Genomic DNA, 23,929 nt, shown 5'->3' with positions numbered 1-23,929 from the left:
CCTGCGCGCAGGGCGCGTCCCTAAACTTTTTCCCACAGGCTGGCGCGTCGCCGGCCGCGAGGAGACCCCCTTTGTTCCAAGGCGAAAGTATCGAAGTCCTGCCGTTGCAGGACGGGCTGGTGGAGCTGCGCTTCGACCGGCGCGGCGAGGCCATCAACAAGCTCGACGCGCGCACCGTCGACGAGTTCCGCCAGGCCACCGAGCGCATCGCGGCCTCGCCCGCCGTGCGCGGCGTGCTCGTGACGAGCGCGAAAGACGTGTTCATCGTCGGTGCCGACATCACCGAGTTCGGCGCCACCTTCCAGCAGGCCGAGGCCGACATTGCGCGCGGCGTGCGCGCCAGCAACGAGCTGTTCAACGCCTTCGAGGACCTGGCCGTGCCTAGCGTGGTCGCCATCAACGGCTTCGCGCTCGGCGGCGGGCTGGAGCTGGCGATGCTTGCGCCGCTGCGCGTGATGGCCGACACGGCCCAGGTCGGCGTGCCCGAAGTGAAGCTGGGCCTGTTCCCCGGCTTCGGCGGCACGGTGCGGTTGTCGCGCCTGGCGGGCCTGGCCACGGCCATCGACTGGGTGGCGAGCGGCAAGCCGGCCAAGGCGCCGGCCGCGCTGGCCGCGGGCGTGACCGACGAGGTCGCGACGCCCGATGCTTTGCGCGACCGTGCGCTCGCGCTGCTGCAACGTGCGGTGCGCGGCGAGATCGACTGGCGAGCGGCGCAGCAACGCAAGCGCGCGCCGCTGGCGCTGTCGAAGCAAGAGGCGGGCGCGCTGGTCGAGACCGCGCGCACGCAGGTGGTGGCGCGCAGCGGCAAGCACCAGCCCGCAGCAATCATCGCGCTCGAAATGATGGCCGAGGCCGCAGGCCGCGACCGCGCGGGCGCGCTCGACCTCGAGTCGGCCGCTTTCGGCCGCGTCGCCAAGACGCAGGCCGCCGCCTCGCTGGTGCAGGCCTTTCTCAACGACCAGGCGCTCAAGAAGCTCTACAAGCGCCATGCGCGCGAAGGCCGTCCGGTGAAGCAGGCGGCCGTGCTCGGCGCCGGCATCATGGGTGGCGGCATCGCCTACACCAGCGCGCTGCGCGGCACGCCGGTGCGCATGAAGGACATCGCGCAGCCGCAGCTCGACCTGGGCATGGCCGAGGCCGGCAAGCAGCTCGCCAAGCAGGTGAAGAACGGACGGCTCGCGCAGGCCAAGGCCGATGCCATTCAAGCGTCGATCGTGCCGCAGCTCGACGAGACCGGCTTCGACACGGTGGACTGCGTGGTCGAGGCCGTGGTCGAGAACCTCGAGGTCAAGCGCAAGGTGCTGGCCGCGCTGGAAGGCAGCGTCAAGCCCGGCACCGTGATCGCCTCGAACACCTCGAGCCTGCGCATCGACGACATCGCCCAGCCGCTTGCGCGACCTGAAGATTTTGTCGGCATGCACTTCTTCAACCCCGTGCCGGTGATGCAGCTGGTGGAAGTGATCCAGGGCGCGAAGACCAGCGACGCCGCCGTGTCCACCGCCGTGGGCTATGCCGTGGCCATGGGCAAGACGCCCATCGTGGTGAAGGACTGCCCGGGCTTCCTGGTCAACCGCATCCTCACGCCGTACATCAACGCCTTCGTGCAGCTGGTGGCCGATGGCGCCGACTTCGAGGCGGTCGACCGCGCGATGGAAGCCTTCGGCTGGCCCATGGGCCCGGCCTACCTGCAGGACGTGGTGGGCATGGACGTGGGCGCGCACGTGGGCGACGTGATCGCCGCGGGCTACCCGCAGCGCATGCCGGCCCTGGAACGCAACGCCGTGAAGCTCATGGTGGCGAACAAGCGCTACGGCCAGAAGAACGGCGCGGGCTTCTACCGCTACGAGAACGACCCCACGGGCCGCCCGCGCAAGTCGGCCGCGCCCGAGGCGCATGCGCTGGTCGCCACACTGCAGCCGCAAGGGCGGCGCGACTTCGCGGACGCGGAGATCGTCGAACGCATGATGCTGCCGATGGTGGTCGAGGCCGCGCACGCGCTCGAAGATGGCGTGGTCGCCACGCCGGCCGAGCTCGACATGGCGCTGCTGCTCGGCGTGGGCTTTCCGGCCTATGCAGGCGGCGCGCTCAAGTACGCCGACTGGCTGGGGCTGGACCGCGTGGTTGCGCTGTGCGACAAACATGCGGCGCTCGGCGCGCCGTATGTTCCCACGGCGCGCATGCGCGAGATGGCGGCGCGCAAGTTGCGCTACTACCCGGTCTGAACGGCAGGCGTTTTCGGTTTTCTTTCTTCCTTTCTCTCTCTATCCAAGGACAACAAGAGATGCAACTCGATTCCAGCATTGCCGCCGTCGTCACGGGCGGCGCCTCGGGCCTCGGGGCCGCCACCGCGCGCCGCCTGGCCAGCCACGGCGTGAAGGTCGCGCTGTTCGACCTCAACGTGGAGCAGGGCGAGGCCCTGGCCAAGGAGCTGGGCGGCGTGTTCTGCAAGGTCGATGTCACGTCGGAAGAGCAGGTCGACGCGGCCTTCGCCAAGGCCCGCGCCGCGCACGGCCAGGAGCGCGTGCTGGTCAACTGCGCCGGCACCGGCAACGCGGTGAAGACCGCGAGCCGCGACAAGGCCTCGGGCGAGATCAAGCACTTTCCGCTCGCCAACTTCGACCGCATCATCCAGATCAACCTCGTGGGCACCTTCCGCTGCATCGCCAAGTCGGCGGCCGGCATGCTCACGCTCGATGCGCTGGAAGACGGCGAGCGCGGCGCCATCGTCAACACCGCCTCGGTCGCGGCGCAGGACGGCCAGATGGGCCAGGCCGCCTACACCGCCTCGAAGGCCGGCGTGGTCGGCATGACGCTGCCCATCGCGCGCGACCTCATGGGCGAGGGCATCCGCGTGAACACCATCCTGCCGGGCATCTTCAACACGCCGCTGCTGCAGGGCGCACCCGACAACGTGAAGGCCGCACTGGCCGCCTCGGTGCCTTTCCCCAAGCGCCTGGGCAACCCGGCCGAGTACGCGACGCTGGCCGAGCTGATGATCACCAACGGCTACTTCAACGGCGAGAGCGTGCGGCTGGACGGCGCGATCCGCATGGCGCCGCGCTGAGGCCGGGGCGAAGGGCCGTCGTCAGCCCTTCTGCGCCCGCCCGCGCGCCTGCACCGCCTCGCGCCGCGCGCGCAGCACCTCGGGCGTGAGCGACGCGGCCCAGTCGCGCGTGGCGGCCTGCTCCAGCGCCATGCCTTCGGCGAAGCTGCGCGCATGGCCGTCGTCGATCAGGCGCTTGTAGACCGGCAGCATCTCGGGCAGCGCGCTCGCGATGTCGGCGGCCAACGCCAGCGCCTCGGGCATCAGCTGCTCGGGCGTCGTCACGCGGTTGACCAGCCCCCAGCGCTCGGCCTGTTCGGCGCCGACGAAGTTGCCGCTGAAGGCCATCTCCTTCGCACGCGCAATGCCGATGAGCCGCGACAGCCGCTGCGACAGCCCCCAGCCCGGGATCACGCCGATGCGCGCGTGGGTGTCGGCGAAGCGCGCCTCGCTCGACGCGATCAGCAGGTCGCAGGCCAGCGCCACCTCGAGGCCACCGGTGATGGCCGCGCCGTTGACGGCGCCGATCACCGGGCGCGGAAAGTTCGCGAGCGCGGTGGCCACGTCGGTGCCGGCGTCGCCGGTGATGGCGCCGGGGTCGATCTCGCGCAGATCGAGGCCGGCGCAGAAGGCGCGGCCCGCGCCGGTGAGGATCAGCACGCGCACGCTGTCGTCCTGCGCGAGCGTGTCGAGCGTGCGCACCAGCGCGCGCCGCAGCGCGAGCGACAGGGCGTTCATGGCCTGCGGGCGGTTCAGCGTGAGGCAGGCGCAGCCGTCCTGCGGACGGGTGAGCAGGAGGATGGTGTCGTCGTTGTCGGTTGCAGGTGTGTTCATGGCGTGTCAGTGTTGGGCGCAGGCCGGGCCGCGGCATCGTCGGAACGGACGAATCCGGCGGGCTTGTCCCGCTCACGACTCGAAACCCGCGCCCGCGTCGGCACCATGCGCCGCATTGTCTTCAATCCGTCCTTGAATCCACTGAGAGAAAGAAGGAGCGTCCCACCATGGACTTCAGCCTCACCCCGGCCCAGCTCGACCTGCAGGAACGAACGCGTCGCTTCATCGCCGAGCAGGTGATTCCGCTCGAATCCGACCCCCGGCAGGATTCGCACGGCCCCGCCGAGGCGCTGCGCGACGAGCTGGTGGCGCGCGCACGCCGCGCCGGCCTGCTCACGCCGCACGCGTCGAAGGAACATGGCGGGCTGGGCCTGTCGCACGTCGACAAGGCCATCGTCTTCGAGGAGGCGGGCTACTCGCCGCTCGGCCCGGTGGCCCTCAACATCCACGCGCCCGACGAGGGCAACGTGCACCTGATGGAGGTGGTGGCCACGCCGGCGCAGAAGGCGCGCTGGCTGCAGCCGCTCATCGACGGCCACGTGCGCTCGTGCTTCTGCATGACCGAACCGCCGCCCGGCGCCGGCTCCGACCCGTCGATGATGCAGACCGTGGCCGTGCGCGACGGCGACCACTACGTGATCACCGGGCGCAAGTGGTTCATCACCGGCGCCACCGGCGCGGGCTTCGCGATCATCATGGCGCGCATGGAAGACGGGTCGTCGACCATGTTCCTGGCCGACATGGACCAGCCCGAGATCGTGATCGAGCGGCAGATCGACGCGCTCGACAGCTGCTTCACCGGCGGCCACGGCGTGGTGCGCTTCGACGGCCTGCGCGTGCCGGCCACCGACGTGCTGGGCGCCATCGGCGAGGGCTTTCGCTACGCGCAGGTGCGGCTGGCGCCCGCGCGCCTCACGCACTGCATGCGCTGGCTCGGCGCCGCGCGCCGCGTGCACGAGCTCGCCGCCGACTACGCCCGCCGCCGCCAGGCCTTCGGCCATGCGCTGGTGGAGCACGAGGGCGTGGGCTTCATGCTGGCCGACAACGAGATGGACCTGCACGTCTCGCGCCTGACCATCTGGCATTGCGCGTGGGTGCTCGATCAGGGCGGCAAGGGCCGCCACGAGTCGAGCGTGGCCAAGGTGCTGTGCTCGGAGGCCGAGTGGCGCGTGGTCGACCGCTCGGTGCAGATCCTGGGCGCGAGCGGCGTGTCGGACGAGACCGTGGCCGCGCGCATCTTTCGCGACATGCGGGCCTTCCGGATCTATGACGGCCCGTCGGAGGTGCACCGCTGGAGCATGGCCAAGCGCCTGGCCAAGGCCTGATTCAGGCCGCGGGGGCCGGCGTCATTCCGCCGGCTCTTCCGCGCCCCCCTGCGCATCGTCCACCCGCTGCATGTTGTCGAGCAGCTTCAGCAGGTAGTGCAGGGTGTGCGTGACGTCGTTCACCGAGAACCCGTCCAGCACCTGCTCGTAGTAGGCGTAGATCTTCGGCTGCGCTTCCACCTTCCACACGTGTTGCCCCGACCCGGTCATCGTGACCAGCCGTGACCGCCGGTCGCGGCTGTCGGGCGCGGTCGTCACGTGCCCGTCGCGCTCCATGCGGCTGACCAGGCCCGACAGGTTCTGGCGGCTGACCTTCAGGTAGCGCGCCAGGTCCCCCACGCTCATTCCCCCCTCGGCCTCGTCGCGCGACAGGGCGCCGAGCACGGCCCATTGCTGCGTCGTCAGGCCCTCGGCCTCGACCGCTCGGCTGCCGGTTTTATGCAACATGTTTGCGCATTGATAGAGGCGGAAGAACACCCGGTTGGCCAGCGCCATGCGTGCTGCGTCGGTGTTTTCACTAGTATTTGGCATGTTTTTTCTTTCGGAAAGGCTTGCGCGACGCCATGGCAGCATCTCATAATACGTCAACATATTTACGTAAATGCCTCAAAAGTGGCACCCAACGGCCCAACGATATAGCAAGCCCTCGCACCCCAGGAGAACCAGATGCAGCGATTTCAGGACAAGACAGTGATCGTCACCGGCGGCGGTGGCGGCATCGGCGGCGCCACCAGCCGCCGTTTCGCCCAGGACGGCGCCCGCGTGGCGGTGTTCGACATGAACCTCGAGGCCGCCGAAGCGGTGGCCGCGCAGATCCGCGCCGACGGCGGCCAGGCGCAGGCCTTCCGTTGCGACATCACCGACCGCCCCGGCGTCGACGCGGCCGTGGCCGCCGTGGTGGAGCGCTTCGGCCCGGTCGACGTGCTGGTCAACAACGCCGGCTGGGACGTGTTCAAGCCCTTCACCAAGACCGAGCCCGCGCAGTGGGACAAGCTCATCGCCATCAACCTCACCGGCGCGCTGCACATGCACCACGCCGTGCTGCCCGGCATGGCCGCGCGCAAGGCGGGGCGCATCGTCAACATCGCCTCCGACGCGGCGCGCGTGGGCTCCTCGGGCGAGGCGGTGTACGCGGCCTGCAAGGGCGGGCTGGTGGCGTTCTCCAAGACCATCGCCCGCGAGCACGCGCGCCACGGCATCACCGTGAACGTGGTGTGCCCCGGCCCCACCGACACCGCGCTGTTCGCCGAATACAAGGAGGGCGCGGGCAACCCCGAGAAGCTCATGGAGGCCTTCACGCGCTCCATTCCGCTGGGCCGCATCGGCCAGCCGAACGACCTGCCGGGCGCCATTCTTTTCTTCGCCAGCGACGACGCGGCCTTCGTGACCGGACAGGTGCTCAGCGTCTCGGGCGGCCTGACGATGAACGGCTGACCCCCCACACACCCGACACCTTTCAGGAGACCCCCATGGCATCCCCCGACTTCGAAGACATCCTCTACGACGTGCGCAACGGCGTGGCGTGGATCACCATCAACCGCCCCGAGAAGATGAACGCCTTCCGCGGCCAGACCTGCGACGAGATCATCCGCGCGCTCAACCGCGCGGGCTACGACCGCGGCGTGGGCGCCATCGTGCTGGCCGGCGCCGGCGAGAAGGCCTTCTGCACCGGCGGCGACCAGTCGGCCCACAACGGCAACTACGACGGGCGCGGCACCATCGGCCTGCCGATGGAAGAGCTGCACGACGCCATCCGCAACGTGCCCAAGCCCGTCATCGCACGCGTGCAGGGCTTTGCCATCGGCGGCGGCAACGTGCTGTGCACCATCTGCGACCTGACCATCGCGTCCGAGAAAGCCGTGTTCGGCCAGGTGGGCCCGAAGATGGGCTCGGTCGACCCGGGCTACGGCACCGCCTTCCTGGCCCGCGTGGTCGGCGAGAAAAAGGCGCGCGAGATCTGGTACCTGAACCGCCGCTACAGCGGCGCCGAGGCCGTGGCCATGGGCCTGGCCAACGCCGTGGTGCCGCACGAGCAGCTCGACGCCGAGGTGCAGAAGTGGGCCGAGGAAATCTGCGAGCGCAGCCCCACCGCGCTGGCCATCGCCAAGCGCAGCTTCAACGCCGACACCGCGCACCAGGCCGGCATCGCGGGCCTGGGCATGTACGCGCTCAAGCTGTACTACGACACCGAAGAGTCGCGCGAAGGCGTCGCGGCGCTGCAGGAACGGCGCAAGCCCGAGTTCCGCAAGTACGCCAAGTAGCCGCAGCAGGACCACCGCGATGAACCCGTACATCGACGACGACCTGGCGACGCTGGCCGAGCATGCGCGCCGCTTCGCCACCGGGCGCGTGGCGCCCGGCTTCCTGGAGCGCGACGCCACGCGCGTGCTCGACCGCGCGCTGATGCGCGAGATGGGCGAGATGGGCTTCATCGCGCCCGAGCTGCCCGAGGCCCACGGCGGCCAGGGCCTGGGCTGCCTGGCCGCCGGCGTGATCCACGAAGAGATCGCCCGCGCCGACCTGAGCCTGAGCTACATCAACCTGCTGGCCTCGCTCAACGGGCAGATCCTGTGCGAGCACGGCCGGCCCGAGGTGGTGGCGCCGTGGCTGGCCAAGCTCACGCAGGGCGAGGCGCTGTTCGCCATTGCGCTGACCGAGCCGCGCGGCGGCTCCGACGCCGCCAACCTGCGCCTGCGCGTGGAGCGCGTGGGCGATCACTACGTGCTCAACGGCGAGAAGACCTCCATCTCGGCCGCCGACCAGGCCGACGCGGCCGTGGTGTTCGGGCGCACCGGCAGCCTCGAGTCGGCGGCCCACGGCGTGACCGCGCTGCTGGTGCCGATGGACCTGCCCGGCGTCACGCGCAACCGCTTCGACTGCCACGGCCAGCGCGCCATCGGGCGCGGCTCGCTGTTCTTCGAGAACGTGCGCGTGCCTGTCGACCACCGGCTGGGCGAGGAGAACAAGGGCTTCGTGCAGGTCATGCAGGGCTTCGACTTCTCGCGCGCGCTCATCGGGCTGCAGGTGCTGGCCGTGGCGCGCGTGGCGCTGGAAGAAACCTGGGAGTACGTCGCGCAGCGCGAGGCCTTCGGCAAGCCGCTGTCGGCGTTCCAGGGCGTGGCGCACCCGCTGGCCGACTTCGACACGCAGATCGAGGCCGCGCGCCTGCTGTGCCTGCAGACCCTGTGGCTCAAGGACAAGGGCGCGCCGCACACCGCCGAGGCCGCCATGTGCAAGTGGTGGGGCCCCAAGCTGGCCTACGACGCCATCCACCAGTGCCTGCTGATGTTCGGCCACGGCGGCTACGACCGCGGGCCGATGGAGCAGCGCCTGCGCGACGTGCTGGGCTTCCAGATCGGTGACGGCACGGCCCAGATCATGAAGACCATCGTGGCCCGCACGCGCGCCGGGCGCTCGGCGGTGCCGGCGTAGTCGGCGGTTCCTGGTTTTCCGGTTCGCACAACAAGAGGAGACAAGACATCATGGAATTCGACGCCGTACTGCTGCCCCCGCGCCGCGCGCGCATGGTGGCCCAGGGCCTGTGGCACGACCGCACCATCAACGATGCGCTCGACGCCTGCATTGCCGCCTGTCCCGACAAGGTGGCGCTCACCGCGGTGCGCGTGAAGGACGGGGAGGGCGAGGCCGCCACAGTGCGCTTCACCTACCGCGAGCTGGGCCGCATGGCCGACCGCATCGCCGTGGGCCTGGCGAAGCTGGGCGTGGGCCGCAACGACGTGGTGGCCTGCCAGCTGCCCAACTGGTGGGAGTTCACGCTGACCTACCTGGCCTGCTCGCGCATCGGCGCGGTGATGAACCCGCTGATGCACATCTTTCGCGAGCGCGAGCTGTCGTTCATGCTCCGGCACGGTGCGGCCAAGGTGCTGGTCGTGCCGGCGCGCTTCCGGGGCTTCGACTTCGAGCAGATGGCCACGGGCCTGCAGGCCGGCCTGCCCGACCTGGCGCAGGTGGTGGTGGTCGGCGGCAGCGGTGCGAACAGCTTCGAGGCACTGCTGGCCGGCCCCGCATGGGAGCAGGAGCCCGATGCCGCGCAGATCCTGCAGAAGCACCGGCCCGGCCCCGACGACGTGACCCAGCTCATCTACACCTCGGGCACCACCGGCGAGCCCAAGGGCGTGATGCACTCGGCCAACACCACCATGGCCAACATCGTGCCCTACGCGCAGCGCCTGGGCCTGGGCGCCGGCGACGTCGTGCTCATGGCCTCGCCCATGGCACACCAGACCGGCTTCATGTACGGGCTCATGATGCCCATCGTGCTGCAGGCCTCGGTCGTGCTGCAGGACATCTGGGAGCCGAAGCAGGCCATCGCCTCGATCAACGCCGAGGGCGTGAGCTTCACCATGGCGTCCACGCCCTTTCTTTCCGACCTGTCGAAGACCGTGGCCGATTCGGGCACGGCCGTGCCCACGCTGCGCGCCTTTCTGTGTGCCGGCGCGCCCATTCCGGGCGCGCTGGTCGAGCAGGCGCGCCAGGCCTTGGGCGCCAAGATCGTGTCGGCCTGGGGCATGACCGAGAACGGCGCCGTCACGCTCACGCGGCTGGACGACGACGACGAGCGTTCCATCCACACCGACGGCTGCCCGCTGCCCGGCGTGGAGCTCAAGGTGGTCGATGTCGACGGCCTCGCGCTGCCGGCCGGCGAGGTCGGCAAGCTGCTGCTGCGCGCCTGCTCCAACTTCGGCGGCTACCTGCAGCGCCCGCAGCTCAACGGCACCGATGCGGCCGACTGGTTCGACACCGGCGACCTCGCGCGCATCGACGAGCGCGGCTACGTGCGCATCGCGGGGCGCACCAAGGACGTGATCATTCGCGGCGGCGAGAACATCCCCGTGGTCGAGATCGAGTCGCTGCTGTACCGCCACCCCGACGTGGCCATGGCCGCCGTGGTCGCCTACCCCGACGAGCGCCTGGGCGAGCGCGCCTGCGCGGTGGTGGTGCCCAGGCCGGGGCGGCAGGTCGACCTGGCGTCGATCGTCGCCTTCCTCAAGGCCGAGAAGGTGGCGCTGCAGTACATCCCGGAGCGCCTCGTGGTGCGCGAGAGCATGCCCTCCACGCCCTCCGGAAAGATCCAGAAATTCAAGCTGCGCGACCTGCTGCGCGCGGACGAATCGGGCGCCCCGGCCGCCTGAGCGCACCTGCCGATCCTTTCGACACCACAACGGAGACAACACATGCACAAGAAGCAATTCGCCGCCGGCGTGGGCCGGCGGCTGGGCCGCGCCATGGCCGCACTGGGCGGCCTCGCGCTCGCCGGCCATGCGGCCTGGGCCCAGGCGCCTGCAACTACACCCGCTGGCGCGTGGCCGTCCAAGCCCATCCGCGTGGTCGTCGGCTTTGCGCCCGGCGGCAGCACCGACGTCATGGCGCGCATCCTCGCGCAGTCGCTGTCGGAGTCGCTCGGCCAGACCGTGCTGATCGACAACAAGCCCGGCGCCAGCGGCAACATCTCGGCCTCCGAGGTGGTGCGCGCCGCGCCCGACGGCCACACCTTCCTCATCGCGCCGACTTCGGTCGAGACCGCCAACCCCTCGCTCTTCAAGGCCAGCCTGCTGCCCTCGCGCGACCTCACGCCGGTGGCCACGGTCGGGCGCACGCAGATGTACCTCGTCGCCAAGCCGCAGCTGCCCGCGAAAGACGTGCGCGAGCTGGTCATGCTGGCGCGGGCCAAGCCCGGCACGCTCTCGTACGCCTCGGCCGGCGCGGGCACGCCGCCGCACCTGGCCTGCGAGCTGTTCAAGCAGGCCACCGGCACGCAGGTGACGCACGTGCCCTACCGCGGCGCCGCGCCTGCGCTGCAGGACGTGCTCTCGGGCCAGGCCGATTTCGTCTGCGACCCCGGCATCGCCTTCCAGCACATCCGCGCCGGCAAGGCGAAGCTGCTGGGCATCGTGAGCGCCAAGCGTTCGCCCTTCTTCCCCGACGTGCCCACCGTGGGCGAGCAGGGCTTCCCGGGCGCCAACCTCGACATCTGGTTCGGCATGTGGGCCCCCAACGGCACGCCGCCCGAGGTGCTGGCCCGCATGAGCGCCGAGCTCGGCAAGGCGCTCGCACTGCCCAGCGTCAAGTCGCGCTACGGCGACCTGGGCGCGGAGCCCATCGCCATGAGCACACCCGAGTTCCGCAAGCTGCTGGCCGACGAAGGCGCGATGCTCTCCTCGCTGATTGCGCGCCAGAAGATCGTGGTGGACTGAGTTCATGACGATGCCCGACGCCCCCGTGCTCACCCAGGTCGACGGCCGCGTCGGCGTGATCACCCTGAACCGCCCGCGCCAGCTCAACGCGCTGGACGACGCGCTCATGGACGCCCTCGGCGCCGCCTTGCTGGCCTTCGATGCCGATGCGGGCATCGGCGCCATCGTCGTCACCGGCGGCGACACCGCCTTCGCCGCCGGTGCCGACATCGCGGCCATGGCCGACTGGGGCTACGCCGACGTGGTGCGCGACGACTTCATCACCCGCAACTGGGAAACCATCCGCCGCGTGCGCAAGCCCGTGATCGCCGCGGTGGCCGGCGTGGCCTACGGCGGCGGCTGCGAACTGGCGCTGGCCTGCGACATCGTGCTGGCCGCCGAATCGGCGCGCTTCGCGCTGCCCGAGGTCAAGCTCGCCATGCTGCCGGGCGCCGGCGGCACCCAACGCCTGCCGCGCGCCATCGGCAAGGCCAAGGCGATGGAAATGTGCCTGGCCGCGCGCGTGCTCGACGCGGCCGAGGCCGACCGCTGCGGCCTGGTGTCGCGCGTGGTCACGCCCGAGGCACTCATGCCCGCGGCCCTGGCGCTGGCCGCGCGCATCGCGGCGTATTCGCTGCCGGCGCTGGTGGCGATCAAGGAGTCGGTCAACCGCGCGTGGGAGTCGTCGCTGTCCGAGGGCATCCTGTTCGAGCGGCGCCAGCTGCACGCGCGCTTCGCCACCGAAGACGCGCACGAGGGCCTGCGCGCCTTCCTGACGCGGCGCCCGCCCGTGTTCGGCCACCGGTGAGGGGTGGGGCGCCCGGCATGGCGCCCAAAATCGTCGGTTCCGACGACGCTGCGCGGCGGCGTGGCGCCAACAATGCGCAGGACGCGAACCGATCACTCACCGGAGATTTCACATGCCCGAAGCCTATATCGTCGCCGCCGCGCGCACCGCCGGCGGCCGCCGCAACGGCCGTCTCGCCGGATGGCACCCGGCCGACCTGGCTGCCCAGGTGCTCAACGCCCTCGTGGAGCGCACTGATGCCGACCCCGCCCTGATCGAGGACGTCATCATGGGCTGCGTCGGCCAGGCCGGCGAGCAGGCCTCCAACGTGGCGCGCAACGCGGTGCTGGCCTCGCGCCTGCCCGAGTCGGTGCCCGCCACCTCGGTCGACCGCCAGTGCGGCTCGTCGCAGCAGGCGCTGCACTTCGCGGCGCAGGCCGTGATGTCGGGCACGATGGACATCGTCATCGCCGCCGGCGTCGAGAGCATGAGCCGCGTGCCCATGGGCCTGCCCACCACGCTGCCGCTGAAGAACAACCTGGGCTTCTACGTGAGCCCCGGCATGGAAAAGCGCTACCCCGGCATCCAGTTCAGCCAGTTCACGGGCGCCGAGATGATCGCGCGCAACTACGGCATCGAGAAAGACGCGCTCGACCGCTACGCACTCGAAAGCCACCACCGCGCCATCGCCGCCACCAAGGCCGGCCACTTCGAGCGCGAGATCGTGCCCGTGGCCGTGCGCATGGCCGACGGCACCGAGACCGGCGAGCTGCACACCACCGACGAAGGCATCCGCTACGACGCCACGCTGGAGAGCATCGCCGGCGTCAAGCTCATCGCCGAAGGCGGGCGCTGCACGGCGGCCACCGCCAGCCAGATCTGCGACGGCGCCAGCGGCCTCATGGTCGTGAACGAGCGCGGCCTGAAGACGCTGGGCGTGAAGCCGCTGGCGCGCATCCACCACATGAGCGTGCTGGGCCACGACCCGGTCATCATGCTCGAGGCCCCGCTGCCCGCCACGCAGCGCGCGCTGCAAAAGGCCGGCATGAAGATCGAGGACATCGACCTGTACGAAGTCAACGAAGCCTTCGCGCCCGTGCCCATCGCCTGGCTGAAGGCGCTGGGCGCCGACCCGGCCCGCATCAACGTGAACGGCGGCGCCATTGCGCTGGGCCACCCGCTGGGCGCCTCGGGCACCAAGCTGATGACCACGCTGGTGAACGCCCTGGGCCAGCGCGGCAAACGCTACGGCCTGCAGACCATGTGCGAAGGCGGTGGCATGGCGAATGTGACCATCATCGAACGGCTCTGACGAAGCCGGGCGGCCTTTTTTGCGCCGCCACCTGGCAGCGCCCGCGGGGGCGGCGCTGACCTTTTCCGTTCCCTCACAAAAAGAGATCGACGCATGATTCATGACACCGATCGCGGAGACAAAGAGAACACCCCCCTGTTGCGCATCGACGCGGTGTCGGTGCGCTTCGGCGGCATCGTGGCGCTCGACGGCGTCTCGTTCGACGTGCGGAGGGGCCAGATCTGCGGCCTCATCGGGCCGAACGGGGCGGGCAAGAGCACGCTGTTCAACTGTCTCTCGCGCCTGTACGAGTGCAGCGCCGGCCGCATCGAGTTCGACGGCCATCCGCTCACGCGCCTGCCGCGCCACCGCATGGCGGGCCTGGGCATCGGGCGCACCTTCCAGAACCTGGCGCTGTTTCGCACGATGACCGTGCGCGACAACGTGCTGGTGGGCTGCCACAGCAAGCACCACGCGGGTTTCTTGCGCAACGCCTTCCGGCTGCCCGGCGTGGCGGCCATCGAGTCGCAGGCGCGGGCGCGGGCCGACCAGCTGATCCACTTTCTCGACCTCGAGGCCGTGGCCGAACGCGAGGTGGCCGACCTGCCCTTCGGCACGCAGAAGCGCGTCGAGCTGGCGCGCGCACTGGCGGCCGAGCCGCAGCTGCTGCTGCTCGATGAGCCGGCCTGTGGCCTGAACCACGAAGAACTCGAAAGCCTGGGCACGCTGATTCGCGACATCCGCGACCGCCTGAACGTGACGGTGCTGCTGGTCGAGCACCACATGAGCCTCGTGATGGGCGTGTCGGACAAGGTGGTGGCGCTGAACTTCGGCAAGAAGATCGCCGAGGGCACGCCGGCCGAGGTGCGTGCGCACCCCGAGGTGATCCGCGCCTACCTGGGCGAAGAGGCAGAAGCGGAGGCGATGGCATGACGACCAACATTCTTGAGGTGCGCGGCTTGCACGCGGCCTACGGCCCGACGCGCGTGCTGCAGGGCATCGACCTCGACATTCCCACCGGCCAGGTCGTGGCGCTGCTGGGCGCCAACGGCGCCGGCAAGACCACCACGCTGCGCGCGCTGTGCCAGATGATGGTGAGCACCGAGGGCCGCATCATGCTGGCCGGCCAGCGCATCGACGGCCGCTCCACCGAGCAGATCGCCAAGGCCGGCGTGGGCCACGTGCCCGACGGGCGCGGCACCTTCCTGGGCCTCACGACCGAAGAGAACCTGCGGCTGGGCGCCTACGCCCGTGCCAGCAGGGACGGCATCGATGCCGATATGGAGCGCGTGTTCGACTACTTCCCGCGCCTGCGCGAGCGCCGTGCGCAGCAGGCCGGCACGCTGTCGGGCGGCGAGCAGCAGATGCTCGCCATCGGCCGCGCGCTCATGGGCAAGCCGCGCCTGCTGTTGCTCGACGAGCCCTCCTTCGGGCTCGCGCCGCTCATCGTGAAGGACATCTTCTCGATCATGCGGCGCATCAACAAGGAAGAGCGCGTGTCGATCCTGCTGGTGGAACAGAACGCCAAGCTCGCGCTCGACCTGGCCGACTCGGCCTACCTCCTGGAAACCGGCCGCATCGTGCTTTCGGGCACGGCCGCCGAAATCCGCCGCAACGACGCAGTCCGTAAAGCCTATCTGGGCGAATAGGGGCCTCACACCGATGAACGCATTCCTGCACCAACTGCTGGCGGGCCTGGCCACCGGCGGCATCTACGCCAGCGTTGCGCTGGCGCTGGTGATGATCTACCAGGCCACGCACCACATCAACTTCGCGCAGGGCGAGATGGCGATGTTCTCGACCTTCATCGCCTGGAGCCTCATGCAGGCCGGCCTGCCGTACTGGGCCGCCTTCGTCGCGACCGTGGCCTTGTCTTTCGTGCTCGCGGCCGTGGTGGAGTTCACCGTCATCCGGCCCATGCACGACAAGCCGGCGCTGTCGGTGGTGGTGGTGTTCATCGGCCTGCTGGTGATCTTCCACAGCCTGGCGGGCTGGCTCTTCGGTTACACCATCAAGCAGTTCCCGAGCCCGTTCCCGTCGGACGCGTGGTTCGGCAGCGCCATGATGTCGGCGCACGAGATGGGCGCCATCGGCGTCACGCTGTTGGTGGTGCTGCTGCTGTTCGCGTTCTTCCGCTTCACGCCGCTGGGCCTGGCGATGCGCGCCGCGGCGCAGAACGCGGCCTCGTCGCGGCTGGTGGGCATCAACGTCGGGCGCATGCTCATGCTGGGCTGGGGCCTGGCCGGCGCCATCGGCGCGGTGGCGGGGATGATGGTCGCGCCCGTGGTCTTCCTCGACCCGCACATGATGACCGGCGTGCTGCTGTACGCCTTTGCCGGTGCGCTCATCGGCGGCATCGACAGCCCCGTGGGCGCGGTGCTCGGCGGCTTCATCGTCGGCGTGCTCGAGAACCTCATCGGCACCTACGTGGTGGGCACCGAACTCAAGCTGTCGGTGGCGCTGGTGCTGATCGTCGGCGTGCTCATCGTCAAGCCTTCCGGCCTCATGGGCCGCAAACTGGTCACGAGAGTCTGATCGCATGAACTCCCCTCAAGCCTCCTCCATGCCGACCGCCATGGCACCGCTCGCTGCATCGGCCAGCGCACGCACCGCCAAGCCTTCGCGCTCGCCGCTCATGTGGGTCGGCCTGCTGATCGTGCTGGCCATCGGCATCACCTTCGTCGCGCGCGGCTACCAGCTGTTCCAGGCGACCATGGTGATCTCGTATGCCATTGCGCTGCTGGGCCTGAACATCCTCACGGGCTACAACGGGCAGATCTCGCTGGGCCACGGCGCCTTCTATTCCATTGGGGCCTACACCACCGGCATCCTCATGGAGCACGCGGGCGTGCCGTACTGGCTCACGGTGCCGGCGGCGGCCGTGGTGTGTTTGATCGTCGGCTACCTGTTCGGGCGGCCCGCGCTCAAGCTCGAAGGGCTGTACCTGGCGCTGGCCACCTTCGCGCTCGGCGTGGCGATGCCGCAGCTGCTCAAGTACAAGCACCTCGAGGCCTGGACCGGCGGCGTGCAGGGCATCGTGCTCATGAAGCCCGCCGCGCCCTTCGGCCTGCCGCTGAACGAAGACCAGTGGCTCTACCTGTTCTCGCTGTTCGTCGCGGTCGTGATGTTTTTCATTGCCCACAACCTGCTGCAAAGCGGCAGCGGCCGGGCCATGCGCGCCATCCGCGACCACGCCATGGCTTCGGAAGCAATGGGCGTGGACAACAGCCACTACAAGGCCATGACCTTCGGCGTCTCGGCCGCGTACACGGGCGTGGGCGGTGCGCTGTCGGCCATTGCCGTGCAGTTCGTGGCACCCGATTCGTTCACGCTGTTCCTGTCGATCTCGCTGCTGGTCGGCATCGTGGTGGGCGGCGTGGGCACGCTGTACGGCGCGATCTTCGGCGCCATCTTCATCATGTTCGTGCCCTCGCTGGCCGAGAAGGTCTCCAAGGCCGCGCCCTGGGCGGTGTACGGCGTGGTGCTGATCGCCTTCATGTTCGCGATGCCCGGCGGCGTGGTCGGGCTGCTGCGCAAGCTCCAGGCACGCGTCGCCCGTGCGCGATGACGCGACGCTGATCGCGAACGCACTGCAGCGGCTGGCCGGGCGGCTCGTGCCCGATGGCCATGCGGTGCAGGCCGTGCGCCGGCTTTCGGGCGGCGCCAGCCAGCAGACCTGGGCTTTCGATGTGGCGACAGGCGGCGCGGGCCAGGCCCTGCCGCTGGTGCTGCGCCGCGCGGCCGATGCCAGCGGCGCACGCGCGCTGGGCACCGCGGGCCTGGCGGCGGAAGCGCAGCTCATCGAGGCCGCACGCACAGGCGGCGTGCCCGTGCCCGGCGTGCGCCATGTGCTGCAGCCGGCCGACGGGCTCGGCGAAGGCTTCGTCATGGACCGCATCGAGGGCGAAACCCTGGGCCGCCGCATCGTGCGCGACGAACGCCTGGCCGGCGCGCGCCGCGTGCTCGCGCGCCAGTGCGGCGCGGCCATCGCGCGCATCCACCGCCTGCCCGCGCATCACCTGCCGCCGCTGCGCACGGCCGCCGCGCGGGCCGAGCTCGACTTCCAGATCGGCCTGCACCGCAGCCACGGCACCGCGCGCCCGGTGTTCGAACTCGCGTTCCGCTGGCTGCGCGCGAACGCGCCGGCCGACGTGCCCGCGCCGGTGCTCGTGCACGGCGACTTTCGCAACGGCAACCTGATGGTCGGCGAGGAGGGCCTGCGCGCCGTGCTCGACTGGGAGCTCGCGCACCTCGGCGATCCCATGGAAGACCTCGGCTGGATGTGCGTGCGCTCCTGGCGCTTCGGCCACGGCGCGCTGCCCGTGGGCGGCTTCGGCACGCGCGAGCAGCTCTTCGAGGGCTACACGGCCGAAGGCGGGCAGGTCGATGCGGAACGCGTGCGCTGGTGGGAGGTGCTGGGCACGCTCAAGTGGGGCATCGTCTGCGAGGCCATGGTGCATGCCTGGCTCAGCGGCCGCGAGCGCGATGTGGAGAAGGCCGCCATCGGCCGCCGCGCGTCGGAGGCCGAGTCGGACCTGCTGGCGCTGCTCACCCCCGAGGAAGAGGCCGCCTGATGCAGGACCGCCCCGACATCGCCGAGCTGCTCGAGGCCGTCGCCGCCTTCCTGCGCGAGCAGGTGGTGCCGGCCACCGATGGGCAGGTCGCGTTCCATGCGCGCGTGGCCGCGAACACGCTGGACATCGCGCGGCGCGAAGTGCAGCTCGGCCCCACGGCGCAAGCAAGTGAACTGGCGCGGCTGCTCGCACTGCTGGGCCCCGGCGCACCCACCGACCTGGCCGAAGCCAACCGCCTGCTCTGCACCTGCATCGCCGCAGGCGAACTCGACGCCGCCACCCCCGGCCTGATCGACCACCTGCGCCAGACCACGCGCGACAAGCTCGCCATCGACCAGCCCGGCTATGCCGCCGGCACGAAGAAGAAAGACTGAGCCATGGACTTCGACCTGCCCCGCGACCTCGTCGATTACCTCGCGGAACTCGACGCCTTCATCGACCTCGAGATTGCGCCGCTGCAGGCGCAGGACGACAACGAGCGCTTCTTCGACCACCGCCGCGAGTGGGCCCGCACCGACTTCGAGAACGGCGGCCTGCCGCGCCCCGAGTGGGAAGCGCTGCTGGCCGAGGCGCGCCGCCGCGCCGACCGCGCGGGCCACCTGCGCTTCGGGCTGCCCGCCGCGTTCGGCGGACGCGACGGCAGCAACCTCTGGATGGCCGTGATCCGCGAGCACTTTGCGGCGCGCGGCCTGGGCCTGCACAACGACCTGCAGAACGAGCATTCGATCGTCGCCAACAACCCCTTCGTGCTCGCCATCCGCGACTTCGGCACGCCCGCGCAGTGCGACGAACTCATCCAGGGCATGCTCGACGAGCGCGTGCGCCTGACCTTCGGCCTCACCGAGCCGCAGCACGGCTCCGACGCCACCCACATGGAAACGCGCGCCGTGCCCGAGGTGCGCCACGGCCGCACCGGCTTTCGCATCGACGGCGAAAAGATGTGGACCACCGGCATGCACACCGCCACGCATTGCGTGCTGTTCGCGCGCACGAGCGGGCGCGACGGCGACGCGCGCGGCATCAGCGCCTTGCTCGTGCCCGCGAAGGCCGAGGGCGTGAAGATCGAGGAGTACCTCTGGACCTTCAACATGCCCACCGACCACCCGCGCGTGAGCTTCACGAACGTGTGGGTGCCCGAGGACGCCGTGCTCGGCCCGCTCGACGGCGGCCTGGCCATTGCCCAGCACTTCGTGCACGAGAACCGCATCCGCCAGGCCGCGTCGAGCCTGGGCGCCGCCGACTACTGCGTGCGCGAGAGCGTCAAGTACGCGCGCGAGCGCAAGCCCTTCGGCGAGGAACTGGCGCGCAACCAGAGCATCCAGTTTCCGCTGGTCGAGCTGGCCACGCAGGTCGAGATGCTGCGCCTGTTGATCCGCAAGACCGCCTGGCAGATGGACCAGATGCCCAAGCCGCAGGTCGAGAAGCAGCTGTCCGACAAGGTCTCGATGTGCAACTACTGGGCCAACCGCCTCGTGTGCGAGGCCGCCGACCGCGCGATGCAGGTGCACGGCGGCATCGGCTATTCGCGCCACAAGCCCTTCGAACACATCTACCGCCACCACCGCCGCTACCGCATCACCGAGGGCTCGGAAGAGATCCAGATGCGCAAGGTGGCGGGCCACCTCTTCGGCTACATGGGGCCGAACCGGGCCACCACCGCCTGAACCGCTTTCCGACGACGACTGACGACGCAGGCCACCCGGCCACTCAGCAACACAGAAGGAGACACGCGACATGGTTCATCCGCTTTCCCGCCGCACCGCCCTGGTGGCTGGCCTTGCCACGCTCTGCACCAGCCTGCCGGCCCTGGCCCAGAAGAAGCCCGAAGCCGGCGTGAGCGACGCCGAGATCGTGCTGGGCATGCCCATGCCGCTGTCGGGGCCCGTGTCGGGCTACTCGGTGGTCGGCAAGGTGGCCGAGGCCTACTTCAAGAAGCTCAACGAGCAAGGCGGCATCCACGGGCGCAAGGTGCGCCTGTTGATCTACGACGACCAGTACTCGCCGCCCAAGACCGTCGAGGTGGCACGCCGCCTCGTCGAGGAAGACCAGGTGCTCGCCATCTTCGGCAACCTGGGCACCGCGCCCAACATGGCGATCCAGCGCTACATGAACGCCAAGAAGGTGCCGCAGCTGTTCGTGCAGTCGGGCGCCTCGCAGTTCGACGACGCCGCCAGGTACCCGTGGACCGTGCCTTTTCTCGGCAGCTACCAGGGCGAGGGCCGCGTGTTCGCGCGCCACATCATCGACAACCGCCCCGACGCCAAGATTGCCGTGCTCATGCAGAACGACGACCTCGGGCGCGAAGTGCTCAAGGGCCTGCAGGAGGGCCTGTCGAAGCAGGGCAAGGCCAGGATCGTGGCGCAGGCCACCTTCGAGGTGACCGACCCCACCGTCGACTCGCAGGTGGTGCAGCTCAAGTCGTCGGGCGCCGACGTGCTCGTGATGGCCGCCACCGCGCGCACCGCCGCGCAGGCCATCCGCAAGGTCGCCGACGTGGGCTGGACGCCCGACCGCTACCTCAACTTTGCCGCCGCCTCCGTGAAGATGGCCTTCGAGCCCGCGGGCGCCGACAAGGCCAAGGGCGTGGTCGCGCTCGCTGTCTACAAGGAGCCCATGAGCCCGCGCTGGAGCCGCGACCCCGAGGTGCTCGAGTACCTCGAACTGCTCAAGACCCACGCCAGCGGCGTCGACCCGAGCAACGGCAGCGGCGTGTCGGGCTACATCGTCGCGCAGCTCATGGCCCACGTGCTGCGCGAGGCCGGCGCCAACCCCACGCGCGAGAGCGTGCGCGTGGCTGCCAGCACCCTCAAGAGCCCGCGCATCTCGATGCTGCTGCCCGGCGTGGCCATGGCCAATTCGGCCGCCGACCTGCACGCCTACGCGTCGATGCAACCCGTGCGCTTCAACGGCGTGGACCTCGACCCGGTCGGGCCCGCGCTGAACATGAAGTGAACCCCCTTTGCCTACTCACGCCCTTCGGAGCCCACCCATGAGCCAACCTGACGACCAGGACCCCCTTCTGTACGAGCGCGACGGCGACGTTGCCATCCTCAGCTTCAACATTCCCAAGCGGCTCAACCCGCTCACCCAGCCGCTGCAGGAGGCCTTGCGCCAGCGGCTCGCGCAGCTGCGCGATGAGGGCGAGGTGCGCGATGAGGGCGAGGTGCGCGCCGTGGTGCTCACCGGCGTCGGCAAATCGTTCTGCGTGGGTGCCGACCTGGGCAGCATGGACGCCAGCGCGCCCGGCAGCCTGGGCCAGCGCACGGCCGACGCGATGGAGGCGATGTCGAACCGCCTCATCGAAGACCTGCGCAGCATGCCCTTCCCCGTGGTGAGCGCCATCAACGGCCCCGCCGCGGGCGCCGGTGTGGGCGTGGCGCTGGCCGCCGACGTCGTGCTGGTGGCGCGATCGGCCTACTTCTACCTGCCCTTCATGCCGCGCCTGGGCATCGTGCCTGACCTGGGCACCACCTGGTTCCTCGAACGGCTCGTGGGCCGCGCGCGTGCCGTCGGCATGTCGCTGCTCGGCGAACGCCTGTCGGGCGAACAGGCCGCGCAATGGGGCCTTGTGTGGGCCTGCGTGGACGACGCCGAACTGCGCGCCCAGGCGGTGGCCGTCGCACAGCGGCTCGCGCGCCTGCCTGCACACGCGGCGCACGAGATCCGCGCCGTGTACGAATCGGCCGCGAGCCAGTCGCTCATCGGCCAGATGCGCCACGAGGCCGAGCGCCAGCGCGAGCTGATCGACCGGCCCGACTTCGCCGAAGGCGTGAAAGCCTTCCTGGAGAAACGCGAGCCCGTGTTCCGCCGGCCATGAGCGCAGCTGCAGACGCCGCCCCGGCAGGCATCGAGTTCGACGCCGACCGCCTGCAGCGCCACCTGCGGCAGGCGCTGCCCGCGCTCGAAGGCCCGATGCGCCTGGCGCGCATCGGCGGCGGTCAGTCGAACCCCACCTTCTTCGTCGACTTCGACAACCGCGCGCTGGTGCTGCGCAAGCAGCCGCCCGGCGAGCTGCTGCCCTCGGCCCACGCGGTCGACCGCGAGTACCGCGTGTTGCGCGCGCTGGCCGCCACCGACGTGCCCGTGCCGCGCACCGTGCTGTACTGCGACGACCGCGCCGTGGTGGGCACGCCCTTCTACGTCATGGAGAAGCTCGAAGGCCGCGTGCTGTCGAACTACGCGCTGCCCGGCATCGCGCCCGCCGAGCGCCGCGCGTACTACTTCGCCATGGCCGAAACCCTGGCGCGCCTGCACGCGGTCGACCTTGCCGCCGTCGGCCTCACCGACTACGGCCGCCCCGGCAACTTCTTCCAGCGCCAGATCGCCCGCTGGACCCGGCAGTGGGAGGCCTCGCGCACCCGCGAAGACGCCAACATCGAGCGCCTCATCGCCTGGCTGCCCGCCAACCTGCCGCCGGGCGACCAGACCACCATCGCACACGGCGACTTCCGCTTCGGCAACCTCATGTTCAACCCCACCGAGCCGCGCGTGATCGCCGTGCTCGACTGGGAGCTGTCCACCCTGGGCCACCCGCTGGCCGACGTGGCCTACAACTGCATGGCCTGGCACACCGGCGCCGACGAGTTCGAAGGCATGCAGGGCATCGACCTCGCGGCCGAGGGCATTCCCACGCAGGCCGAGTACATCGCCCACTACCAGCAGGCCGGCGGCTGCGCCGAGCCGGTGACGAACTTCCACCTGGCGTTCTCGCTGTTCCGCTTCGCCGTGATCCTCGAAGGCATCGCGGCGCGCGCGAAGAGCGGCAGCGCGGCGGCGGCAGATGCGGTGCAGGTGGGCGCGCAGGCCGCGGGGTTTGCGCGGCGGGCGGTGGCGTTGATCGACTAGAAATCTGCGCCTGAGAAGCCTCCGTATCATTTCGACTGTCCCTCGGTACAGCGAAAGAGTCCATGCTTCTCATCAGATCCGCCACGAGCGGCCTCTTCGGATTTATCGATCTCGGAGGGGAGGTCGTTGTTCCTCCGCAGTTCCATGACGTCGGGCCTTTTGCCACGAACGGCCTTGCGGTTGCGCGTTTGGATCTCGAAAGCGAAACCGGCCTCGGTTTCATCGATCGAACGGGTCGCACCGTGGTCGGCCCGTCGTTCCATCAGGCCGAGGCTTTTTCCAGCCAGGGCATCGCCAAGGTGATCCTCGACCGGGAACAGCTGTTTCAGCACGGCTTTGTGGACGCCAAGGGCCGCAAGGTCTTCGCGTCGGTTTTTGAATACGCCCGCTCGTTCGACGACTCGGGCCTCGCGATGATTCGCACCCCGGAAAGCACCTGCGGATGCATCGATATCCGAGGGGAACTGGTGGTTCCGACCCTCTACGACGGGATCGGTGCATTCGCCGTCAATGGCCTCGCCAAGGCCAGGCGCGCCGACTTCACAGGATTCATCGACGTCACCGGCAAGGAAGTGCTGCGCCCGGCATTCAAGACATTCGATGAGTTCGATGCGTGCGGGCTGGCGACCTTCAAGGGAGGCAACCATCGCCATGGCTACATGGACGCGAGCGGTGAACCCCGAATTCCGGCCCGCTATGTGGAGGCTGCCGGCTTCGCCAAGAACGGACTGGCCAAAGTCCGCATCGGGGAGAAATGGGGCTTCATCGACACGGCCGGGAATGTGGCGATCGACCCCGTCTTCGACGACCTGTCGAGCTTCTGCTACGCGGGATTCGCCGTCTTTCTGCACACCAACAACAAATGGGGATGCATCGATGCCACGGGCGACGTGGTCATCGACCCCGTGTACGACGACATCGATCTGTCGTTCGATCCGCAGGTGCTCGAGGTCGTGCGCGATGGTGTTCGTGGCTACATCACGAAGGCCGGCACGTGGATCGGCAACTATCTCCGTTAGGCGCTGGCTGACCAGCT

Annotated in this window: 23 protein-coding genes; 21 read left to right on the top strand and 2 right to left on the bottom strand. The window is 69.8% G+C overall.

The genetic code is table 11. The annotated features are described in order from the left end of the window. Positions 1–71 precede the first annotated feature (71 nt). Both fadB and FFI97_RS21090 read left to right on the top strand, forming a co-directional pair. Complete coding sequence (gene fadB / locus FFI97_RS21095; RefSeq protein ID WP_139704372.1) at positions 72–2,222, top strand: fatty acid oxidation complex subunit alpha FadB; 2,151 nt, start codon at positions 72–74, stop codon at positions 2,220–2,222. Positions 2,223–2,281: 59 nt separating this feature from the next. Further along, entirely contained in the window at positions 2,282–3,064 is a 783-nt protein-coding gene (locus FFI97_RS21090; RefSeq protein WP_062478161.1) for an SDR family NAD(P)-dependent oxidoreductase, read from the top strand. A 21-nt stretch (positions 3,065–3,085) separates the two neighbouring features. Here the strand turns inward: FFI97_RS21090 and FFI97_RS21085 are convergent, their stop codons facing one another. Next, a complete protein-coding gene (locus FFI97_RS21085; protein ID WP_139704370.1) occupies positions 3,086–3,877 on the bottom strand; it encodes an enoyl-CoA hydratase in 792 nt (263 codons plus the stop codon). A 167-nt stretch (positions 3,878–4,044) separates the two neighbouring features. Between FFI97_RS21085 and FFI97_RS21080 the strand changes: the two genes are divergently transcribed. Further along, positions 4,045–5,202 (top strand): acyl-CoA dehydrogenase family protein, encoded by a 1,158-nt coding sequence (locus FFI97_RS21080; protein WP_139704369.1) that lies wholly within the window; start codon positions 4,045–4,047, stop codon positions 5,200–5,202. 21 nt (positions 5,203–5,223) lie between these two features. Here the strand turns inward: FFI97_RS21080 and FFI97_RS21075 are convergent, their stop codons facing one another. Then, on the bottom strand, positions 5,224–5,697 hold the full coding sequence (locus FFI97_RS21075) for a MarR family winged helix-turn-helix transcriptional regulator (protein ID WP_221937705.1): 474 nt from the start codon (positions 5,695–5,697) through the stop codon (positions 5,224–5,226). Positions 5,698–5,868: 171 nt separating this feature from the next. Between FFI97_RS21075 and badH the strand changes: the two genes are divergently transcribed. The 18 genes from badH (at position 5,869) to FFI97_RS20985 (ending at position 23,912) form a co-directional block, all read left to right on the top strand. Continuing rightward, entirely contained in the window at positions 5,869–6,636 is a 768-nt protein-coding gene (gene badH / locus FFI97_RS21070) for a 2-hydroxycyclohexanecarboxyl-CoA dehydrogenase (protein WP_056577609.1), read from the top strand. Between the two features lie 35 nt (positions 6,637–6,671). Then, a complete protein-coding gene (gene badI, locus FFI97_RS21065) occupies positions 6,672–7,463 on the top strand; it encodes a 2-ketocyclohexanecarboxyl-CoA hydrolase (protein ID WP_095947987.1) in 792 nt (263 codons plus the stop codon). A gap of 19 nt (positions 7,464–7,482) precedes the next feature. Continuing rightward, positions 7,483–8,634: a cyclohexanecarboxyl-CoA dehydrogenase gene (gene aliB / locus FFI97_RS21060; protein WP_139704367.1), complete on the top strand. Its 1,152-nt coding sequence runs from the start codon at positions 7,483–7,485 to the stop codon at positions 8,632–8,634. Positions 8,635–8,684: 50 nt separating this feature from the next. Further along, positions 8,685–10,355, top strand: coding sequence for a cyclohexanecarboxylate-CoA ligase (gene aliA, locus FFI97_RS21055; RefSeq protein WP_139704365.1), 1,671 nt, complete (start codon positions 8,685–8,687; stop codon positions 10,353–10,355). 42 nt (positions 10,356–10,397) lie between these two features. Further along, entirely contained in the window at positions 10,398–11,417 is a 1,020-nt protein-coding gene (locus FFI97_RS21050) for a Bug family tripartite tricarboxylate transporter substrate binding protein (protein WP_260685091.1), read from the top strand. Between the two features lie 10 nt (positions 11,418–11,427). After that, positions 11,428–12,204 carry an enoyl-CoA hydratase-related protein gene (locus FFI97_RS21045; RefSeq protein WP_139704425.1) on the top strand — a complete coding sequence of 259 codons (777 nt, stop codon included), beginning with the start codon at positions 11,428–11,430 and terminating at the stop codon, positions 12,202–12,204. Positions 12,205–12,316: 112 nt separating this feature from the next. Continuing rightward, the gene (locus FFI97_RS21040; RefSeq protein WP_095746834.1) at positions 12,317–13,495 is read left to right on the top strand and encodes an acetyl-CoA C-acetyltransferase; all 1,179 of its coding nucleotides are present in this window, start codon (positions 12,317–12,319) and stop codon (positions 13,493–13,495) included. A 93-nt stretch (positions 13,496–13,588) separates the two neighbouring features. Further along, positions 13,589–14,407, top strand: coding sequence for an ABC transporter ATP-binding protein (locus tag FFI97_RS21035; RefSeq protein ID WP_062478152.1), 819 nt, complete (start codon positions 13,589–13,591; stop codon positions 14,405–14,407). Further along, entirely contained in the window at positions 14,404–15,123 is a 720-nt protein-coding gene (locus FFI97_RS21030; RefSeq protein WP_139704363.1) for an ABC transporter ATP-binding protein, read from the top strand. The genes FFI97_RS21035 and FFI97_RS21030 overlap by 4 nt, the downstream gene beginning before the upstream one ends. Before the next feature lie 13 nt (positions 15,124–15,136). Continuing rightward, complete coding sequence (locus FFI97_RS21025; protein WP_056577629.1) at positions 15,137–16,009, top strand: branched-chain amino acid ABC transporter permease; 873 nt, start codon at positions 15,137–15,139, stop codon at positions 16,007–16,009. A gap of 4 nt (positions 16,010–16,013) precedes the next feature. Continuing rightward, positions 16,014–17,042, top strand: coding sequence for a branched-chain amino acid ABC transporter permease (locus FFI97_RS21020; protein ID WP_409574638.1), 1,029 nt, complete (start codon positions 16,014–16,016; stop codon positions 17,040–17,042). Continuing rightward, positions 17,032–18,048, top strand: coding sequence for a phosphotransferase family protein (locus tag FFI97_RS21015; RefSeq protein ID WP_260685090.1), 1,017 nt, complete (start codon positions 17,032–17,034; stop codon positions 18,046–18,048). Before FFI97_RS21020 ends, FFI97_RS21015 begins: the two co-directional genes overlap by 11 nt. Further along, a complete protein-coding gene (locus FFI97_RS21010; protein ID WP_139704362.1) occupies positions 18,048–18,422 on the top strand; it encodes a DUF6285 domain-containing protein in 375 nt (124 codons plus the stop codon). Before FFI97_RS21015 ends, FFI97_RS21010 begins: the two co-directional genes overlap by 1 nt. A 3-nt stretch (positions 18,423–18,425) precedes the next feature. Continuing rightward, positions 18,426–19,712: an acyl-CoA dehydrogenase family protein gene (locus FFI97_RS21005; protein WP_139704360.1), complete on the top strand. Its 1,287-nt coding sequence runs from the start codon at positions 18,426–18,428 to the stop codon at positions 19,710–19,712. Between the two features lie 70 nt (positions 19,713–19,782). After that, positions 19,783–21,000 carry an ABC transporter substrate-binding protein gene (locus tag FFI97_RS21000; RefSeq protein WP_139704359.1) on the top strand — a complete coding sequence of 406 codons (1,218 nt, stop codon included), beginning with the start codon at positions 19,783–19,785 and terminating at the stop codon, positions 20,998–21,000. Between the two features lie 37 nt (positions 21,001–21,037). Then, complete coding sequence (locus FFI97_RS20995) at positions 21,038–21,865, top strand: enoyl-CoA hydratase-related protein (RefSeq protein WP_139704356.1); 828 nt, start codon at positions 21,038–21,040, stop codon at positions 21,863–21,865. Further along, entirely contained in the window at positions 21,862–22,893 is a 1,032-nt protein-coding gene (locus tag FFI97_RS20990; RefSeq protein WP_139704355.1) for a phosphotransferase family protein, read from the top strand. Before FFI97_RS20995 ends, FFI97_RS20990 begins: the two co-directional genes overlap by 4 nt. A 62-nt stretch (positions 22,894–22,955) precedes the next feature. After that, entirely contained in the window at positions 22,956–23,912 is a 957-nt protein-coding gene (locus tag FFI97_RS20985) for a WG repeat-containing protein (protein ID WP_139704350.1), read from the top strand. The last annotated feature ends 17 nt before the right edge of the window (positions 23,913–23,929 follow it).

It is taken from the genome of Variovorax sp. KBS0712, from assembly GCF_006323185.2.
GTDB lineage: Bacteria > Pseudomonadota > Gammaproteobacteria > Burkholderiales > Burkholderiaceae_C > Variovorax > Variovorax boronicumulans.
The sequence above is the reverse complement of the archived record's forward strand: the minus strand, read 5'-3'. Positions and strand labels throughout refer to the sequence as shown.

Excerpts from the sequence above, each read along its gene's own strand:
- FFI97_RS20985 (WP_139704350.1), top strand. The coding sequence starts at position 22,956 with ATGCTTCTCATCAGATCCGCCACGAGCGGCCTCTTCGGATTTATCGAT.
- FFI97_RS21085 (WP_139704370.1), bottom strand. The coding sequence starts at position 3,877 with ATGAACACACCTGCAACCGACAACGACGACACCATCCTCCTGCTCACC.
- FFI97_RS21035 (WP_062478152.1), top strand. The coding sequence starts at position 13,589 with ATGATTCATGACACCGATCGCGGAGACAAAGAGAACACCCCCCTGTTG.
- FFI97_RS21010 (WP_139704362.1), top strand. The coding sequence starts at position 18,048 with ATGCAGGACCGCCCCGACATCGCCGAGCTGCTCGAGGCCGTCGCCGCC.
- FFI97_RS21080 (WP_139704369.1), top strand. The coding sequence starts at position 4,045 with ATGGACTTCAGCCTCACCCCGGCCCAGCTCGACCTGCAGGAACGAACG.
- FFI97_RS21090 (WP_062478161.1), top strand. The coding sequence starts at position 2,282 with ATGCAACTCGATTCCAGCATTGCCGCCGTCGTCACGGGCGGCGCCTCG.
- FFI97_RS21020 (WP_409574638.1), top strand. The coding sequence starts at position 16,014 with ATGAACTCCCCTCAAGCCTCCTCCATGCCGACCGCCATGGCACCGCTC.
- FFI97_RS21025 (WP_056577629.1), top strand. The coding sequence starts at position 15,137 with ATGAACGCATTCCTGCACCAACTGCTGGCGGGCCTGGCCACCGGCGGC.
- FFI97_RS21050 (WP_260685091.1), top strand. The coding sequence starts at position 10,398 with ATGCACAAGAAGCAATTCGCCGCCGGCGTGGGCCGGCGGCTGGGCCGC.
- FFI97_RS20990 (WP_139704355.1), top strand. The coding sequence starts at position 21,862 with ATGAGCGCAGCTGCAGACGCCGCCCCGGCAGGCATCGAGTTCGACGCC.
- FFI97_RS21040 (WP_095746834.1), top strand. The coding sequence starts at position 12,317 with ATGCCCGAAGCCTATATCGTCGCCGCCGCGCGCACCGCCGGCGGCCGC.
- badI (WP_095947987.1), top strand. The coding sequence starts at position 6,672 with ATGGCATCCCCCGACTTCGAAGACATCCTCTACGACGTGCGCAACGGC.
- FFI97_RS20995 (WP_139704356.1), top strand. The coding sequence starts at position 21,038 with ATGAGCCAACCTGACGACCAGGACCCCCTTCTGTACGAGCGCGACGGC.
- badH (WP_056577609.1), top strand. The coding sequence starts at position 5,869 with ATGCAGCGATTTCAGGACAAGACAGTGATCGTCACCGGCGGCGGTGGC.
- FFI97_RS21045 (WP_139704425.1), top strand. The coding sequence starts at position 11,428 with ATGCCCGACGCCCCCGTGCTCACCCAGGTCGACGGCCGCGTCGGCGTG.
- FFI97_RS21075 (WP_221937705.1), bottom strand. The coding sequence starts at position 5,697 with ATGGCGCTGGCCAACCGGGTGTTCTTCCGCCTCTATCAATGCGCAAAC.
- aliB (WP_139704367.1), top strand. The coding sequence starts at position 7,483 with ATGAACCCGTACATCGACGACGACCTGGCGACGCTGGCCGAGCATGCG.
- FFI97_RS21005 (WP_139704360.1), top strand. The coding sequence starts at position 18,426 with ATGGACTTCGACCTGCCCCGCGACCTCGTCGATTACCTCGCGGAACTC.
- FFI97_RS21000 (WP_139704359.1), top strand. The coding sequence starts at position 19,783 with ATGGTTCATCCGCTTTCCCGCCGCACCGCCCTGGTGGCTGGCCTTGCC.
- FFI97_RS21030 (WP_139704363.1), top strand. The coding sequence starts at position 14,404 with ATGACGACCAACATTCTTGAGGTGCGCGGCTTGCACGCGGCCTACGGC.
- aliA (WP_139704365.1), top strand. The coding sequence starts at position 8,685 with ATGGAATTCGACGCCGTACTGCTGCCCCCGCGCCGCGCGCGCATGGTG.